Annotated in this window: 16 protein-coding genes; 12 read left to right on the plus strand and 4 right to left on the minus strand. The window is 69.8% G+C overall.

Annotated elements, in window-relative coordinates; translation table 11 throughout:
* Positions 1-37: 37 nt before the first annotated feature.
* Together ACLJRM_RS01420 and ACLJRM_RS01425 are read left to right on the plus strand one after the other, a co-directional pair.
* The gene (locus ACLJRM_RS01420; protein WP_101607645.1) at positions 38-625 is read left to right on the plus strand and encodes a TetR/AcrR family transcriptional regulator; all 588 of its coding nucleotides are present in this window, start codon (positions 38-40) and stop codon (positions 623-625) included.
* Entirely contained in the window at positions 622-879 is a 258-nt protein-coding gene (locus ACLJRM_RS01425) for a hypothetical protein (protein ID WP_410661960.1), read from the plus strand. Before ACLJRM_RS01420 ends, ACLJRM_RS01425 begins: the two co-directional genes overlap by 4 nt.
* Positions 880-1,191: 312 nt before the next feature.
* On the opposite strand, the gene ACLJRM_RS01430 is transcribed toward ACLJRM_RS01425, so the two are convergent.
* Positions 1,192-2,238 carry a ferrochelatase gene (locus ACLJRM_RS01430; RefSeq protein ID WP_101607644.1) on the minus strand — a complete coding sequence of 349 codons (1,047 nt, stop codon included), beginning with the start codon at positions 2,236-2,238 and terminating at the stop codon, positions 1,192-1,194.
* Between the two features lie 85 nt (positions 2,239-2,323).
* On the opposite strand from ACLJRM_RS01430, the gene ACLJRM_RS01435 reads away from it, so the two are divergent.
* From ACLJRM_RS01435 to ACLJRM_RS01445, 3 genes are all read left to right on the plus strand, one after another.
* The gene (locus tag ACLJRM_RS01435) at positions 2,324-2,908 is read left to right on the plus strand and encodes a TetR/AcrR family transcriptional regulator (RefSeq protein WP_410661961.1); all 585 of its coding nucleotides are present in this window, start codon (positions 2,324-2,326) and stop codon (positions 2,906-2,908) included.
* Positions 2,909-2,978: 70 nt separating this feature from the next.
* Positions 2,979-4,160: a Cmx/CmrA family chloramphenicol efflux MFS transporter gene (locus ACLJRM_RS01440; protein WP_410661962.1), complete on the plus strand. Its 1,182-nt coding sequence runs from the start codon at positions 2,979-2,981 to the stop codon at positions 4,158-4,160.
* A 9-nt stretch (positions 4,161-4,169) separates the two neighbouring features.
* The gene (locus tag ACLJRM_RS01445; protein WP_101607641.1) at positions 4,170-4,574 is read left to right on the plus strand and encodes a nuclear transport factor 2 family protein; all 405 of its coding nucleotides are present in this window, start codon (positions 4,170-4,172) and stop codon (positions 4,572-4,574) included.
* A 67-nt stretch (positions 4,575-4,641) separates the two neighbouring features.
* Here ACLJRM_RS01445 and fabI read toward each other — a convergent pair whose 3' ends face one another.
* Both fabI and fabG read right to left on the minus strand, forming a co-directional pair.
* Complete coding sequence (gene fabI, locus ACLJRM_RS01450; protein ID WP_101607640.1) at positions 4,642-5,409, minus strand: enoyl-ACP reductase FabI; 768 nt, start codon at positions 5,407-5,409, stop codon at positions 4,642-4,644.
* A 49-nt stretch (positions 5,410-5,458) separates the two neighbouring features.
* Positions 5,459-6,163: a beta-ketoacyl-ACP reductase gene (gene fabG, locus ACLJRM_RS01455; protein ID WP_101607639.1), complete on the minus strand. Its 705-nt coding sequence runs from the start codon at positions 6,161-6,163 to the stop codon at positions 5,459-5,461.
* 191 nt (positions 6,164-6,354) lie between these two features.
* Between fabG and ACLJRM_RS01460 the strand changes: the two genes are divergently transcribed.
* The 6 genes from ACLJRM_RS01460 (at position 6,355) to ACLJRM_RS01485 (ending at position 12,646) form a co-directional block, all read left to right on the plus strand.
* Positions 6,355-7,707 (plus strand): MFS transporter, encoded by a 1,353-nt coding sequence (locus ACLJRM_RS01460; RefSeq protein ID WP_101607638.1) that lies wholly within the window; start codon positions 6,355-6,357, stop codon positions 7,705-7,707.
* 10 nt (positions 7,708-7,717) lie between these two features.
* Positions 7,718-8,386 carry a response regulator transcription factor gene (locus ACLJRM_RS01465; protein ID WP_101607637.1) on the plus strand — a complete coding sequence of 223 codons (669 nt, stop codon included), beginning with the start codon at positions 7,718-7,720 and terminating at the stop codon, positions 8,384-8,386.
* 3 nt (positions 8,387-8,389) lie between these two features.
* Positions 8,390-9,793 carry a sensor histidine kinase gene (locus ACLJRM_RS01470; RefSeq protein WP_410661963.1) on the plus strand — a complete coding sequence of 468 codons (1,404 nt, stop codon included), beginning with the start codon at positions 8,390-8,392 and terminating at the stop codon, positions 9,791-9,793.
* On the plus strand, positions 9,790-10,731 hold the full coding sequence (locus ACLJRM_RS01475) for a TAXI family TRAP transporter solute-binding subunit (protein WP_101607635.1): 942 nt from the start codon (positions 9,790-9,792) through the stop codon (positions 10,729-10,731). The genes ACLJRM_RS01470 and ACLJRM_RS01475 overlap by 4 nt, the downstream gene beginning before the upstream one ends.
* A gap of 101 nt (positions 10,732-10,832) precedes the next feature.
* On the plus strand, positions 10,833-12,119 hold the full coding sequence (locus tag ACLJRM_RS01480) for an alpha/beta hydrolase family protein (protein ID WP_410661964.1): 1,287 nt from the start codon (positions 10,833-10,835) through the stop codon (positions 12,117-12,119).
* A 95-nt stretch (positions 12,120-12,214) separates the two neighbouring features.
* Positions 12,215-12,646, plus strand: coding sequence for an acyl-CoA thioesterase (locus ACLJRM_RS01485; RefSeq protein WP_101607634.1), 432 nt, complete (start codon positions 12,215-12,217; stop codon positions 12,644-12,646).
* Here the strand turns inward: ACLJRM_RS01485 and ACLJRM_RS01490 are convergent.
* On the minus strand, positions 12,634-14,229 hold the full coding sequence (locus tag ACLJRM_RS01490) for an alkaline phosphatase D family protein (RefSeq protein ID WP_410661965.1): 1,596 nt from the start codon (positions 14,227-14,229) through the stop codon (positions 12,634-12,636). The genes ACLJRM_RS01485 and ACLJRM_RS01490 overlap by 13 nt on opposite strands.
* Before the next feature lie 110 nt (positions 14,230-14,339).
* Here ACLJRM_RS01490 and ACLJRM_RS01495 point away from each other — a divergent pair, with 110 nt between their 5' ends.
* Positions 14,340-14,801 (plus strand): tRNA (cytidine(34)-2'-O)-methyltransferase, encoded by a 462-nt coding sequence (locus ACLJRM_RS01495; RefSeq protein WP_101607632.1) that lies wholly within the window; start codon positions 14,340-14,342, stop codon positions 14,799-14,801.
* Positions 14,802-14,809 lie beyond the last annotated feature (8 nt).

Here is a 14,809-nt window from a genome sequence, read left to right on the forward strand (position 1 = left end):
AAGTTTGCAATCCGATCGGACCGCAAAGGAGGCGGGGTTGCCCAAACGAGTCGATCACGAGGAACGGCGTCGGCAGATCGCCGCGGCCGTCCGCCGCATCGCGGCCGACCGGGGACTCGAAGCGGTCAGCCTGAACGAGGTCGCGGCCGAAGCCGGCATCTCGAAGGGGTTCGTCCAGCACTACTTCGCGTCGAGGGACGACATGCTGCGTTACGCGGCGACGACCTTGCGAGGCGGAGTCGAGGAGCGCATCGCCACGGCCGGCGAACCCGGCGTCCGGGATCTGCTCGTCGCACTGCTCCCCCTCGACGACGCCGCCCGGAACGGCGCGCTGGTGGCCAACGCCTTCCTGGTGCGCGCGCTCAAGGACCCGGAGATCGCCGGTCACTTCCGGACCGGCCACGGCCAGCTCCGCGACGCGGTGGCGGCCATGCTCTCAGCCGCACGGGACGACGGTGCCCTCGTGTCCACTGTGGACCCGCGCGCCGAGGCCGTCTCACTCCTGGCCTTGGTGTCCGGACTGGGAGACGCGGTGTTGCTGGGCTACCAGACCGGCGAAGAGGCCATCGCCCTGATCGACCTGCACCTGTCACGGATCACCGCCACGCGAAGGAAAGCCCGATGAACCGCCGCGCCGCACCGGCCCTCGCCGCCGCGTCGATCGCCCTGCTCAGCGCATGCGGGCCGCGATACGACGAAGCCAGTACGGAACCCGTCCCCCACCTCGGCGGCCGACTACGGGGAACTCCGCGCGAACTCGCGAACAAAGTCCAGTACGAGATCAAGGGACGGGCGGAGGACATGATCGGTGGGCCGAATCCCGGCCTCACCCTCCAGTGCGGTGAGTTCTCCGGCAGTTCCTTGAGCATCGCCTCGTGAGTGGTACGGGCGGTTAGGGCGGACCGGTGTTTGCCTACCCACGCGTGACCAGGGCGAAGGTGACGTGGCGGCGGCGGCACAGTCGAGCGTGAAGGAATCGGGACGTTGAGTGTCCCAAATCCTTCATCGTCGAGGAGTGTTCCGGCCTCGAAACTTGATCAACGGAAGATCGGGGACACTCAACGTCCCCAAACCTCCGTTGATCAAGCCCGGACACTCCAGCACAAGCTCACCAAGACGACATCAGCAGCCAGCGGGCAGGCAAATACGGGACCACCAGAACCGTCCTCACCACTCACGAGGGGCGACCGACTACGGACGCGCGGGGCGCTTCGCAGGCTCGCAGCAGCCCACAGCGCAGGGCGCGCCGTTCACCGTGCACCCGGCGGCCGGGAACGGTGACAACTTCCGCGCCGGAACCCCCTCCGTGTGCTCACGGACCAGCTCGACGACCAGCTCAGCGAAGCGCGGATCCGTGTCCGGAGTCGCCGCCCGCGCGAAGCCCATGCCGTGTTCGGCGGCCCGTTCGGCGGCCTCGTTGTCGAGGTCCCAGATCACTTCGAGGTGGTCGGACACGAAGCCCACCGGGCAGACCACCACCGAAGTGACGCCGTCCGCGTGCAACGCGTCGATGTGGTCGACGATGTCCGGCTCCAGCCACGGCACCTGCGGCGGGCCGGAGCGCGACTGCCAGACGACGTCGTAGGTCTCGATCCCCGCCTCGGCCGCGACGAGACGGGCGGCCTCGGCGATCTGGCGCGAGTAGCGGTGGCCGCCTTCCGAGGGCGGCCCGGCCGCGGCGTCGGCCGAGTCCGGCACCGAGTGGGCGCAGAAGACCGTCCTGGTTCCGGGCAGGTTCCCCAGTTTCGCGTGCGCGGCGCGAACGGCGTCGGCGAAAGCGGCGATGAACAGCGGGTGGTCGAAGAACTGCCGCAGCTTCACCAGTTCCGGCGCACCGTCGCCGACCGACGCGCGGGCGCGCTCGATGTCCTCGTCGTACTGACGGCAGGCGGAGTAGCCGCCGTACGCGCTCGTGGGGAACACCAGGACACGCTGAGCGCCCGCTTTGGTGATCTCCGCCAGCGTCTCCTCGACCATCGGCCGCCAGTTGCGGTTGCCGAAGTGGACGGGCAGGTCGATCCCCGCCGTGGCGAGCTGTTTCTCCACCGCGGAGATCGCGTCCCGGTTCAGGCGGTTGATCGGCGAAACCCCGCCGAAGTGCTGATAGTGCTCGGAGACCTCGAGCAGCCGTTCCCTCGGGACCCCCCGGCCCCGCGTGACGTTCTCCAGGAACGGCATCACTTCATCGGGCCCCTCGGGACCACCGAACGAAAGCCAAAGCAGCGCGTCATAACCCACCCTGTCATCTTGCCGCTGTGGCGCCCCGCACGCTGACTCGGCCCGTTTTGAACTGAGCGATCCAAAACCTGGTACGGTCGTTCCCATGGCCAGGCCGAAGGAATTCGACGAGCGCGCCGCGGTCGGGCGCGCCATGGACGCGTTCTGGGTTCGCGGCTACGAGGGCACGTCGACCCAGGCCCTCTGCGAAGCCACCGGCCTGGGCCGCAGCAGCATCTACAACACCTTCAGCAGCAAGCACGAACTGTTCATGCGCGCGCTCGATCACTACGCGGAGCGCGGGATCGCGGCCAGGACGGCACTGCTGGAGGACGCCATGACCGGCGTCGAGCGGTTCCGGTCGCTGTTCTCGTACACGATCGACGAGGAAGTCGCCCACCAAGGCCGGGGCTGCCTCGTGGTCAACACCGTGGCCGAGTTCGGTGACCGTGATCCCGAGATCAAAGCGCGGATCGACGCCGACACCGAACGACACCTCGTCCTTCTCTCGGCCTGCGCCAGAGAAGGGCAGATCGACGGGACCGTCGACGGCTCCCGCAAGCCGGAAGACCTCGCCGAGTTCGCGCACAGCACCGTGGCCGGGCTCCGGCTGATGTCCCGGCGCGGCGCCGACCGGACGGCGATGGAAGCGGTCGCGGGCATCGCACTGGACGCGATCGCCGCGAAGTAACCGAAACAAGCCCCGTGCGCAACGCTGCCCACATTTTGGACTGATCAATACAAAACTGGAGGGAAGACCCTTGCCTTTGGCAGTCTGCGTACTCGGACTGAGCGTGTTCGCGCTCGGCACGTCCGAGTTCATGATCACCGGCCTGCTGCCGGGGATGGCGGCCGATCTGAACGTCGGCATCCCGGAGGCCGGGCTGCTCATCTCCGCCTTCGCGATCGGCATGGTCGTCGGCGCTCCCCTGCTCGCGATCGCGACGTTGAGGGTGCCGAGGCGCGCCACCCTGATGACCCTGCTCGTCGTCTTCGGGCTCTCGCACGTCGTCGGCGCGCTGGGCACGGGATACGCCCTGCTCTTCGCGACCCGCGTCGTCAGCGCCGTCGCCTGCGCCGGTTTCTGGGCGGTCGCGGCGGCCACCGCGGTCGCGCTGGTTCCGGTTGAACGCCGTGGCCGCGCGCTGGCCATCCTGGTCGGAGGGCTCACCATCGCGAACATCGCCGGCGTGCCCGCCGGGACCTTCCTCGGCCAGCACGCGGGCTGGCGGGCGGCGTTCTGGGCGGTCACGGCACTGACCGTCGTCGCGTTGATCGGCGTCTTCGCCCTCGTCCCGGAAACCCAGAACGGCGACGACAAAACCGACGTCGCGACCGAGCTCCGCCTGTACCGCGGCGGCCGGTTCTGGCTGGCACTCGGCGTGATCGCCTTCGCCCAGGCGATGATCTTCGCGACCTTCAGCTACCTCGCTCCCCTGCTGACCGAAGTCGCCGGACTGCCGGAAAGCTGGGTGCCGGGAGTGCTCTCCCTGTTCGGGCTCGGCGCGCTGATCGGCATCACCGTCGGCGGGCGGCACGCCGACGCGAGGCCTTTCGCCACCCTCTACGGCGGCCTCGCCCTCGCCCTGCTCGCCCTGGTCCTGCTCGCGCTCTCCGGCCCGGCGACCCCGGTCGCGATCTTCGCCGTCTTCCTGTTCGGCGTCGCGGGCTTCGGGGTCAACCCCGCTTTGAACGTCCGCGCCTTCGCCGTGGCGGGCAACGCGCCCACCCTCGTCGGCGCGAGCACGACAGCCGCGTTCAACGTCGGCAACACCGTCGGCCCGTGGCTCGGCGGCGAGTCGATCGACGCCGGACTCGGCTATCCCAGCGTCGCGTGGGTGAGCGTCGGGCTCGGGGTCGCCACAGTGCTCACGCTCACCTTCGCCGCCGGTGTCCAGCGCACCGACGACACCCGACTGCTCCGCGAACCCGTTACCCAGTAAGGAGAAATCATGACCGACCGAACACGATCCACTTTGGACGAGTTCTTCCGCCGGATGTCCACAGGGGACACCGATGGCGCGGCGGACCTCTTCGCCGACACCGTCGAGTGGGACATCCCCGGCGCGACCGAGCTGGTCCCGTGGATCGGCCCGCGCCGGAACCCGGCGGAGATCCGCGAGTTCTACGACCTGCTCGACAAGGGCCTCATCAAGGACCGGTTCGACATCGAACGCGTACTCGTCGACGGGCCGCACGCGGTCGCGATCGGCCGCCTGCGCTCGATCATCCGCAGCACCGGCAAGGTCATCGACTCCGCCTTCACCATCCAATTCGAGGTGAACGACGACGGCGCGATCACCAAGTACCTGCTGCTCGAAGACTCCTGGCACGTCGCGAACGCCGTCCTCCCCTGAAACGCGTGAAGGCCCCCTTCCCTCGGTTCAGCCGAGGGAAGGGGGCCTTCACGCGCGAATAAGGACCTCAGAAACCGGTCGCGTGCAGACCGCCGTCGACCATGATCATCGAGCCGGTGGTCGCGGGCAGCCAGTCCGACAGCAGGGCGCAGACCGACTTCGCGGTCGGGTCCGGGTCGGAGCTGTCCCAGCCGAGCGGGGCGCGGTCGCCCCAGCCGTTCTCCAGGTCGGCGAACCCGGGGATCGACTTCGCGGCCATGGTCTTCATCGGGCCGGCGCTGACCAGGTTGACCCGGATGCCCTGCGGGCCCAGGTCACGGGCCAGATACCGGTTGACCGACTCCAGCGCCGCCTTCGCCACGCCCATCCAGTTGTAGGCGGGCCACGCGACGCGCGCATCGAAGTCCATACCGACGATCGACGAGCCACGCGAAAGCAGCGGCAGGGTCGCGACCGCGAGGGACTTGAAGGAGAACGCCGAGACGTCGACAGCCACCTTCACGTCTTCACTCGGTGCGTCCAGGAACGGCGCGCCGAGGCAGGACGGCGGGGCGAACCCGATCGAGTGCAGCACGCCGTCGAGCCCGTCGACGTGCTCACGGACCCGGTCGGCGAGCGAGTCGAGGTGCTCCTGGTTGGTGACGTCCAGCTCCAGCACCGGCGCCTCCTCGGGGAGACGCTTGGCGATGCGCTCGACGAGCGACAGCCTGCCGAAGCCGGTGAGCACGACCTTCGCGCCCTCCTGCTGCGCGATCTTGGCCGCGTGGAACGCGAGCGAGGCGTCGGTGATGACGCCGGTGATCAGCAGGCGCTTGCCTTCGAGCAGTCCTGGCACGGGACCTCCAGTCCGGAATGATGCGGTCGGTAAGGGAAAACGGGGGACGTCAGTGGCCCATGCCGAGGCCGCCGTCGACCGGCAGCACCGCGCCGTTGACGTAACCGGCCTCTTCGGAGGCGAGGTAGCGGACGGCGGCGGCGATCTCCGACGGCTCGGCGTACCGGCCGGAGGGAATCTGGGCGAGGATCTCCTTCTTGCGGTCCTCGCCGAGCTCGTCGGTCATGTCCGTGGCGACGAACCCGGGGGCGATGACGTTCGAGGTGATGTTGCGCGAGCCCAGCTCACGCGCGAGCGAACGGGCGAGACCGACGAGACCGGCCTTGCTCGCGGCGTAGTTGACCTGGCCTGCCGACCCGGTGAGGCCGACGACGGACGAGATGAAGATGTAGCGGCCCCACTTCCCGCGCAGCATGCCGCGGGAGGCGCGCTTGGCGACCCGGTACGCGCCGGTGAGGTTGGCGTCCACCACGCGGGTGAACTGCTCCTCGCTCATGCGCATGAGCAGGGTGTCGTCGGTCATGCCCGCGTTGGCGACGAGGACCTCGACCGGACCCTGGTGCTCCTCGACGAGCTTGAAGGCGGCGTCGATCTGCTCGGCGTCGGTGACGTCGGCCTGCACCCCGAAGAGGCCTTCGGGCGCGCCGGAACCGCGGTGCGTGATCGCGACCTGGTGTCCCTGCGCCGCGAGGTCCTTCGCGATCGCCAAACCGATGCCGCGGTTGCCGCCGGTGACCAGTACCGACCGTCCCACAGAGCTCTCCTCGCCTCGTCTTCGTCCCGCTGACGCCCTGAGGTTATCGGCTCACCCGGGACCGGCCGGAGCCGCGCCACCCCTACCTCCGGGTAACCGCGACCGTCCTAAGCGGATGTTAGGAACCGGGCCGGGACCTTGCCCCGTCGTCACGGATTGTTCACCGTGAGCCGGAACACAGGAGGTCAAAGATGACAACCCGGATCGGTGAAACGTCGCCGCCCGTAAGCGAGAGGCGAGTCGTCGGCAACGTGCTGCGCGGCTCGATCGGCAACCTGGTCGAGTGGTACGACTGGTACGCCTACGCCGCCTTCACCACGTACTTCGCGAAGTCCTTCTTCCCCACCAAGGACACGACGGCGGCCTTCCTCGGCACCGCGGCGGTGTTCGCCGTCGGATTCCTCATGCGGCCGCTCGGCGGGTGGATGCTGGGCCGGTTCGCCGACCGGTTCGGGCGACGAAGCGCACTCGTGCTTTCCGTCACGTTGATGGCGGCCGGGTCGCTGATGATCGCGCTGACCCCGACCTACGCCACGATCGGCATCGCCGCGCCGATCCTGCTTCTGGTCGCACGGCTCATCCAGGGCCTCTCGGTCGGCGGTGAGTATTCGACCTCCGCGACCTATCTGTCCGAAGTGGCCACTCCCGGCAAACGCGGGTTCTACTCCAGCTTCCAGTACGTGACGCTGTACGGCGGCCAACTGCTGGCGCTCGGCCTCCAGCTGCTGCTGCAGGCCGTCCTCACCGAGCAGCAGCTGACCTCGTGGGGCTGGCGGATCGCGTTCGTCGTCGGCGCGCTGGCCGCGGTCGTGGTGATGTTCCTGCGCCGCGGGATGGACGAATCGGCCAGCTTCGAGGAGGCCAAGGCGTCCGGCACCGGCAAGGACGCGGGTGACAAGGGCACGCTGCGCGCGCTGATCAAGTACCCCAAGGAGATCGCCCTCGTCGTCGGCCTCACCCTCGGCGGCACGGTCTCCTTCTACACCTTCGCCACCTACAGCCAGAAGTTCATGGAGAACACCGCGGGCATCCCGCGCCGGACGGTCACGCTGATCCTGTTCTGCGCGATCCTCGTCGCCGCGATCCTGCAGCCGTTCGCGGGCAAGCTCTCCGACCGCATCGGCCGCCGTCCGCTGCTGATGTTCTTCGGGATCGCGGGCACGCTGCTGACCGTCCCGATCATGACGCTGATGGGCGGGACCAAAGAGCCGGTGCTCGCCTTCCTGCTGATGCTCGCCGGCCTGGTGATCGTCACCGGGTACACCTCGATCAACGCGATCGTGAAGGCCGAGCTGTTCCCGACGAAGATCCGCGCCATCGGCGTCGGCCTCCCCTACGCGCTCACGGTGGCGATCTTCGGTGGCACCGCCGAGCTCATCGCGCAGGCGTTGAAGGGGGCGGGCCACGAATCGGTGTTCTTCTTCTACGTCGCGGGCTGTGTCCTGGTGTCGCTCATCGTCTACGGCACAATGCGGGAAACCTCGAAGACCTCGGAGCTCGAGAAGAAGCCGGAGCCCGAGCTGGTTTCCGGCCGAGAAGGCTAGGCGGAAGGGTATGGCCGTGCGGGTGCTGCTCGTCGAAGACGACACCAGTGTCGCCGACGCGCTCGCCGAGACACTGCAGACGCGCGGCCACACCGTCTCCCACGCGATCCGGGGCTGCGACGCGCTGCACCGGCACCGCGAAGCCGACGTGATCCTGCTGGACCTCGGCCTGCCCGACATGGACGGGCTCGACGTCCTCAGGAAGGTGCGTCAGGTGTCGCTGGTGCCGGTGCTGGTCCTCACCGCGCGCGGGGACGAGCGGTCCGTGGTGCGCGGGCTGCGGCTCGGCGCCGACGACTACCTGACCAAACCCGTCCGCCTCGCCGAACTGCTGGCGAGGATGGACGCGGTCGTGCGCCGCGCCGCCGTCTCGTCCGCGCCGCAGGACGACGTCGTCCGCGTCGAGGACGTCGAAATCGATCTCGCGGCACGGCGGGTGCTGGTCGGCGGGAACGACATCGGGCTCACCACGAAGGAGTTCGCCGTCCTGGCGGTGCTCGCCGCGCGGCCCGGCACCGCGGTGAGCAGGCAGCAGCTGATGGACGAGGTCTGGGGCGACGCGTACCTCGCCGTCTCCCGCTCGCTCGACGTGCACCTGACCCAGCTGCGCGCGAAACTCGACCGGCCGGGGCTGCTGACCACGATCCGGGGTTTCGGCTACCGCTTCGGCCGGGACTGACCGGTGCGCGCCCGGCTGCTGGTCGTCCTCGTCGCGCTCGCGCTGACCGTGGTCGCCGCGTTCGCGATCCCGCTGTTCGGCTCGACCGCCGCGCAGCGGACCCAGCAGCTGGTCATCGCCCGCAACGCCGACGTCGACCGGTTCGTCATCCTCGCCCAGCAGGCCGTAGACGCCGGTGACCCGACCGCGCTGGGGGTCGACGCCGCGCGGTATTCGTCGTTATACGGCGAAGCCGTCGTGGTGGTCGACGCGCGCGGGATGCCGCTGGTGGAAACCGGTGGGATGACCGCCGCGGAGCCGGTGGTCCGCTCGCTCGTCGAGTCCGCGCTTCGCAACCAGCCCGCGAAAGGCCCCGAACAGCTGAGCCCGTGGTCGGTGGATCCGGTCTGTTTCGCCCGTCCGGTCGGCACCGGGACCCGGGTGGCCGGGGTGGTCGTGCTGCGCGCGTCGGTGACCACGGCGGCGGCCGACGTCGCCACCCGCTGGGCCGCGATCGTCGCGGGCGCGGTGCTGGTCGCGGCGGTGTTCGTGCTGCTCGCGGTCCTGCTGGCGCGGTGGATGGTGCGGCCGCTGCACGAACTGGAGACCGGCGTGCGGGCGGTGACCGGCGGGCACCGCGCGCAGGTTCCCGACAAAGCCGGGCCGAGGGAGCTGCGCTCGCTCGCGACGTCGTTCAACCGGATGTCCGACGCCGTCGTCGAAGCGTCCGAACAGCAGCGGCGGCTCGTCGCGGACGCGTCGCACCAGCTGCGGAATCCCATGGCGGCCTTGCGGTTGCGCGTGGACTCACTGGCCGCGCAGATCGACGGCGACGGCCAGCGGACCTACCGGGCGACCGTCGCGGAGGTCGAACGCCTGGAGTCCCTGCTCGACGGGCTGCTCGCGCTGGCGCTCGCCGAAAGCGCCGCGACCAGGCTCGCCGCGGGCGAAGCCGACGACGAACCCTGCGATCTCCCTTCCGTGCTCGCCGAACGGGTCGACGCGTGGCGTCCGTCGGCCGACGACGCCGGAGTCGGCCTCCCCGCCGCCGAGGGCCACCACACGCCGGTTCCGGTGCGGTGCACGGAAGGCGATCTCGCCCAGGTGCTGGATGTCCTGCTGGACAACGCGGTGCACTACGCGGGCCGGGGCGCGACCATCACCACCGGCTACGAGACCGGCGACACGACCGCCACGGTCTTCGTGTCCGACAACGGCCCTGGACTGTCCACAGAGGACCGTGAACGCGCGACCGAGCGGTTCTGGCGTGCCGGTGGCGACGGAGCGCCGCGGGGAACGGGGCTCGGGCTCGCGATCGCGAACCAGCACGTGCTCGCCCGCGGCGGGAAACTCGAGCTACGGGCAGCGGAACCGCACGGGCTCGAAGTCCGCGTCGAACTTCCCCTCGCCACCGGGGAGACGCCATGACCGTCACCAGGCGTACCGCGCTCCTCGCCGGGCTCGCCACGCTCGCGGGCTGCTCGACGGCGGGCTACCAGGGCCCGGAACGAGAGGTCGTCATCGCGGCGGGCGAGAGCGGCGGTTTCTATCTCGCCTTCGCGGAGCTGCTGGCCCAGCAGCTGAACAGGGCGGAATCGCGGCTGCGCGCCACGGCCGTCGCGACCGAGGCCAGCGTCGAGAACCTGCGACGGCTGCGGGACGGCCGGGCCGACCTCGGTCTCGTCCTCGGTGACGTCGCCGAATCCGCCTTCGCCGGGGCGGAGCCGTTCTCCGTCCCGATCGCGTTCTCGGCCATCGGCCGCGTCTACGAGAACTACCACCAGCTCGTGGTCCGCGCGGACGGCGGCGTGCGCTCACTCGCCGACCTGGCCGGGCGGCCGGTCGCGATGGGCGCGAGCGGATCCGGGGTCGCGGTGTTCAGCACCCGGCTGTTCGCCCGCGCCGAAGTCCCGGTGAACGCGAAGAACCTCCTGCTCGGGGAGGCGATCAACGCACTGGTGGCGCACGAGGTCGACGCGCTGTTCTGGTCCGGCGGGATCCCCACGCCCGCGCTCACCGAGTTGAACCGGACCACCCCGATCACCCTTCTCCCGCTCGATGCGCACCTTCCCGCTCTGCGCGCGGGCTACGGCCCGGTGTACGACCTGGTCCACGTCCCGGCACAGGCCTATCAGGGAGTCGGCGAACTGCGGACGATCGGCGTCGCGAACCTCCTCCTGGCGGCTCCTTCCCTGCCCGACGACGTCGCGGCCGCCGTCGCGCGGGTGCTGGCCGCGCACGCCGCCGACCTCGTCCCGGCACCTGCCGTCGGGACCCAGTTCCTCGACGTCCGGACGCTGATCGGGACCGGCAAGGTGCCGCTGCACCCTGGTGCCGCGTCGGCCTACCGTGCCCTGCACGGGTGATCAGGGCTCCACCTCCAGAGGGATGCGCGTCACCCGGTGGCGCTGCCATGGTCGGAAGGGAGGCGGTCGTCGGACCGCCCCGATCCGGAAGGACTCCAGCAGTGTCATCGAGACACACCAGGGTGGTGCGGGGTTCGGCACTCGTCGCGGGCCTCGCGCTCGCGGGCGGGCTCGCCACCACCGCCCCCGCCGTCGCGGCGGAGCAGGTCAAACTCACCGCACCCGCCCTCACCGGCCAGTACGAGGTCGGCACCACCGACCTCCACCTCGTCGACCGGTCCCGGCCCGATCCTTGGAAACCGGACCGGCGCCGGGAGGTCATGGCCACCGTCACCTATCCGGCGGACCGGTTCGCCCACGGCCCGCAGGCACCGTGGCTGACGCCGGGTATGAGCGCCGTCATCGACCAGGCTCTGGCGAACCCGAACGACCTCGATGTCCCGGTCGGCTCCGTCGACTGGACGTCGTCGAAGCGGCGGGCCGAGATCGGCGTCCCGGCCGCGCCCGGCGCGCCGAAGCCGGTCGTGCTCTTCTCCCCCGGCTTCGGGGGACCTCGGGAGACGTACTCGGCGATCGTCGACGACCTCGCGAGCCGCGGCTACGTGGTCGTCTCGCTCTCGCACACCTACGAGAGCGCCGCGGTCGAGTTCCCCGGCGGGCGACTCGAAACGGCGCTCCCGCCGGGCGAGGGTCCCGAATTCATGAAGAAGGCGCTCGACGCGCGAGTCGGCGACAGCCGGTTCGTCCTCGACCAGCTCACGAAGATCACGCGGGGACAGAACCCGGACGCGGAGAACCGGCAGCTCCCCCGCGGCCTCGGCTGGTCGCTCGACCTGTCGAAGGTCGGTGCCTACGGGCATTCCTACGGCGGGTTCACGGCGGGCGAGACGATGGTCCACGACCGCCGGGTCGACGCCGGGATCAACCTGGACGGCGCGATGGCGACGGCGTTCGGCTACCCGCCGGGAAGCGCCTACATCCCCGGAGAGGTGACGAAGCGCGGTCTGGACCGGCCGTTCCTGCTGATGGGCGCCGAGGGTGTCGGTCCGGACGGGAAGCCGCTCGAGCACACGCACCGCACCCCGGAATTCGACCGCAGCTGGGCGGATTTCTGGGCCAACCAGCGAGGCTGGAAGCGGGACCTGCTCCTGCGCGGCGGCAGCACGCACATGTCCTACAGCGATCTGCAGGTCGTCGTGCCGCAGCTCGGCGCGCTGGTGACGCCGGAGAAGCGGAAGGCGTCCATCGGCACCATCGATCCCCGTCGTTCGCTCGCCGCGCAGCGGGACTACATCGGGGCGTTCTTCGATCTGCACCTGAAGGGCCGTAACCGGCACCTGTTCGACGGGGAATCCCCGCGGCACCCGAATATCGACTTCATCGAGTAGGGCTGAAGGGGACTTTCCCCGCATGCCATCGGGCGAAGGGCGCTTTCACCGCATGCGATGCGGTGAAAGCGTCCTTCAGCTCCTACATTGGCAGGGTGACCGAGCCACGGAAACCGATCGTCGAAATGCCGCTTCGCGTGCGCTACCACGAGTGCGACGGACAGGGCATCGTCTTCAACGCGAACTACCTCGCCTACGTGGACATGGCCATGTTCGAGGTGGAAAGAACCCTCTACGGCTCCCACGAAGCGGCGCTGGCCCTCGGTGTCGACGTCGTCGTCGCCGAATCGAACCTCCGCTACCGCGCGCCTTGCCGCTACGACGACGAACTGGTGGTCTCGGCGTTCCTGAACCATCTCGGAACCACGTCGCTGATCATCGACTTCGAGATCGGCCGCGACGGCACGGTGTGCACCGAAGCGACCAACCGCTACGTCTTCGTCGATCCGGCGACGCTCAAGAAGGCGGCGCCACCCGCGGTCGTGCGCGAGGTGTACGCCGCCCTCCTGCCCGCTCAGGCGGACTGAACGCCGGGGCGCCGGTCCTCGACGACGTAGCTGGCCCGCGTGCTGATCGGCGCGCCGGGGGTGTTGACGAACGGCACCACCCGGAAGTCGCTGCGCCAGCGCTGCCGGTTGACGTTGACCCGGACGTACCCGCGCTGGTTGTTGAAGAACTTCATGTGCGGGTTGGCCTTCAGCAGGTTCTCACCGGCGGGCGTCATGTCGGCGCCGTTGCCGCCGCTGGTGATCGACGTCCCGACGAACTCGCTCGCCACGGTGGGCGAACCGGGGTCGCCGAAGTCGCGTTTGAGGTCCCAGGCGTAGTTCTGGTGCCTGTCACCGGTGATGACCACCAGGTTCCGCACGCCCCGGTCCTGCGCCGCGGCGAGCACGCGGTCGCGGTCGGCGACGTAGCCGTCCCACGGGTCGAGGTAGACGTTGGTGGCGGCGCCCGCGTCGGTGTCGGTCTGGCCCATCGGCGCCTGGTTGCCCAGGATCTGCCAGCGAGCGCGGGACCGGGAGAAACCGTCGAGCAGCCAACGCCGCTGCTCCGAACCGAGCAGGGTGCGGTCCTCGTCGAAGCGCTCGGTGCAGTTCGCCGACTGGCCGTCGCCGCACGGCTGGTCGTCGCGGTACTGGCGGGTGTCGAGCATGGTGAAGTCGGCGAGCGTGCCGTAGCTCAGGCGCCGGTGGAGACGCGCGTCCGGCCCCTTCGGCAGCTGGGCGATGCGGTACGGCAGGTGCTCGTACATCGCCTGGAAGGCCTGGGCGCGCCGCTGGCGGAACACCGCCGGGTCCTGGTCGGGCTCGTTGTCGGCCTGGGAGAGGTCACCCGCCCAGTTGTTCTCCACCTCGTGGTCGTCGTTGACGTGGATCCACGGGAAGGCGGCGTGCGCGGCCATCAGCGGCGCTTCGGACTTGTAGAGCGCGTACTGGAGCCGGTAGCGGGCCAGGTCGAAGGTCTCGCCCTTGAACTGCGGACCCACCGGCGTCCCGCGCCCGACGCCGGTCACGCCGCTTTCGTAGAGGTAGTCGCCCAGGTGCACGACCAGGTCGAGATCCTCGGCCGCCATGTGGTCGTACGCGGTGAAGTGTCCCGCCTCCCAGCTCTGGCAGGACGCGAACGCGAAGTTCAGCTCGCGCGGCGACGACCACGCGACCGGCGCCGTCCGAGTACGGCCGACCGGCGAGATCTCGCCGCCCGCGCGGAAACGGTAGAAGTACTGGTGATCCGGCGCGAGGCCGTGGATCTCGGGGTGAACTGAGTGACCGAGCTCGGGAGTGGCGACCACGGAGCCGCGACGGATCACGGCGCGGAAGCGCTCGTCCAGCGAGACCTCGTACTCGACGCGAACGGGCTTGCGCGGCATCCCGCCGAGGCCATCGGCCTCGTAGGGCTTCGGCGCGAGCCTGGTCCAGAGCACGACACCGCCGGGCAACGGGTCACCCGAGGCGACGCCCAGGGTGAAGGGGTTTCCGGAGCCGCTCGCGAGCGGCATCGCGCCGGCGGCGTTCCAGGCGCCGGTCCCCAGCAGGACGGCGGCCGCGCCTGCGGAGCCATAACCGAGGAAGCGACGCCGCGACAGGGGGTGAGGGAGCGAAGGCATGAAGCCCTCCTGTGGTGGGATGGTCACGGGCGGCCTCATGCTCGTCCGCGTATATGGCCTCCCGGCCGCCCTCAGGCGAAGCGCCCGTGAACGAAAGACGATCAACCCTCGTGTTCCGCATCCTGTTCTACCGCCCGGAAATCCCGCCCAACACGGGCAACGCGATCCGCTTGACCGCGAACACCGGCTGCGAGCTCCACCTGGTGGAGCCGCTCGGTTTCACGCTGGAGGACAAGCAGCTGCGCCGCGCCGGCCTCGACTACCACGACCTCGCGCGCGTCCACGTCCACGCGGACCTCGACGCGGCCTGGGCGGCTCTGCTGCCCGCCCGGGTCTTCGCGTTCAGCGCCTCCGCGACGCGGCTGCACACCGACGTCGCGTACGAGCCCGGTGACGTGCTGATGTTCGGGCCGGAGTCGGCGGGGCTGCCCCTCGACGTCCAGGAGTCCTCCCAGGTGACCGACCGGGTGCGGCTGCCGATGCTGCCGTCGAGCCGGTCGCTGAACCTTGCGAACACCGCGGCGATCAGCGTTTACGAGGCTTGGCGGCAGAACGGCTTCGCGACTCCCTGACCGCTTCC

This window comes from Amycolatopsis sp. lyj-84, assembly GCF_046549075.1.
Taxonomy (GTDB): Bacteria; Actinomycetota; Actinomycetes; order Mycobacteriales; family Pseudonocardiaceae; genus Amycolatopsis.

Bases quoted from the DNA above. Each gene is read 5' to 3' on its own strand.
- ACLJRM_RS01425 (WP_410661960.1), top strand. From the start codon at position 622: ATGAACCGCCGCGCCGCACCGGCCCTCGCCGCCGCGTCGATCGCCCTG.
- ACLJRM_RS01435 (WP_410661961.1), top strand. From the start codon at position 2,324: ATGGCCAGGCCGAAGGAATTCGACGAGCGCGCCGCGGTCGGGCGCGCC.
- ACLJRM_RS01445 (WP_101607641.1), top strand. From the start codon at position 4,170: ATGACCGACCGAACACGATCCACTTTGGACGAGTTCTTCCGCCGGATG.
- ACLJRM_RS01460 (WP_101607638.1), top strand. From the start codon at position 6,355: ATGACAACCCGGATCGGTGAAACGTCGCCGCCCGTAAGCGAGAGGCGA.
- ACLJRM_RS01465 (WP_101607637.1), top strand. From the start codon at position 7,718: ATGGCCGTGCGGGTGCTGCTCGTCGAAGACGACACCAGTGTCGCCGAC.
- ACLJRM_RS01475 (WP_101607635.1), top strand. From the start codon at position 9,790: ATGACCGTCACCAGGCGTACCGCGCTCCTCGCCGGGCTCGCCACGCTC.
- ACLJRM_RS01490 (WP_410661965.1), bottom strand. From the start codon at position 14,229: ATGCCTTCGCTCCCTCACCCCCTGTCGCGGCGTCGCTTCCTCGGTTAT.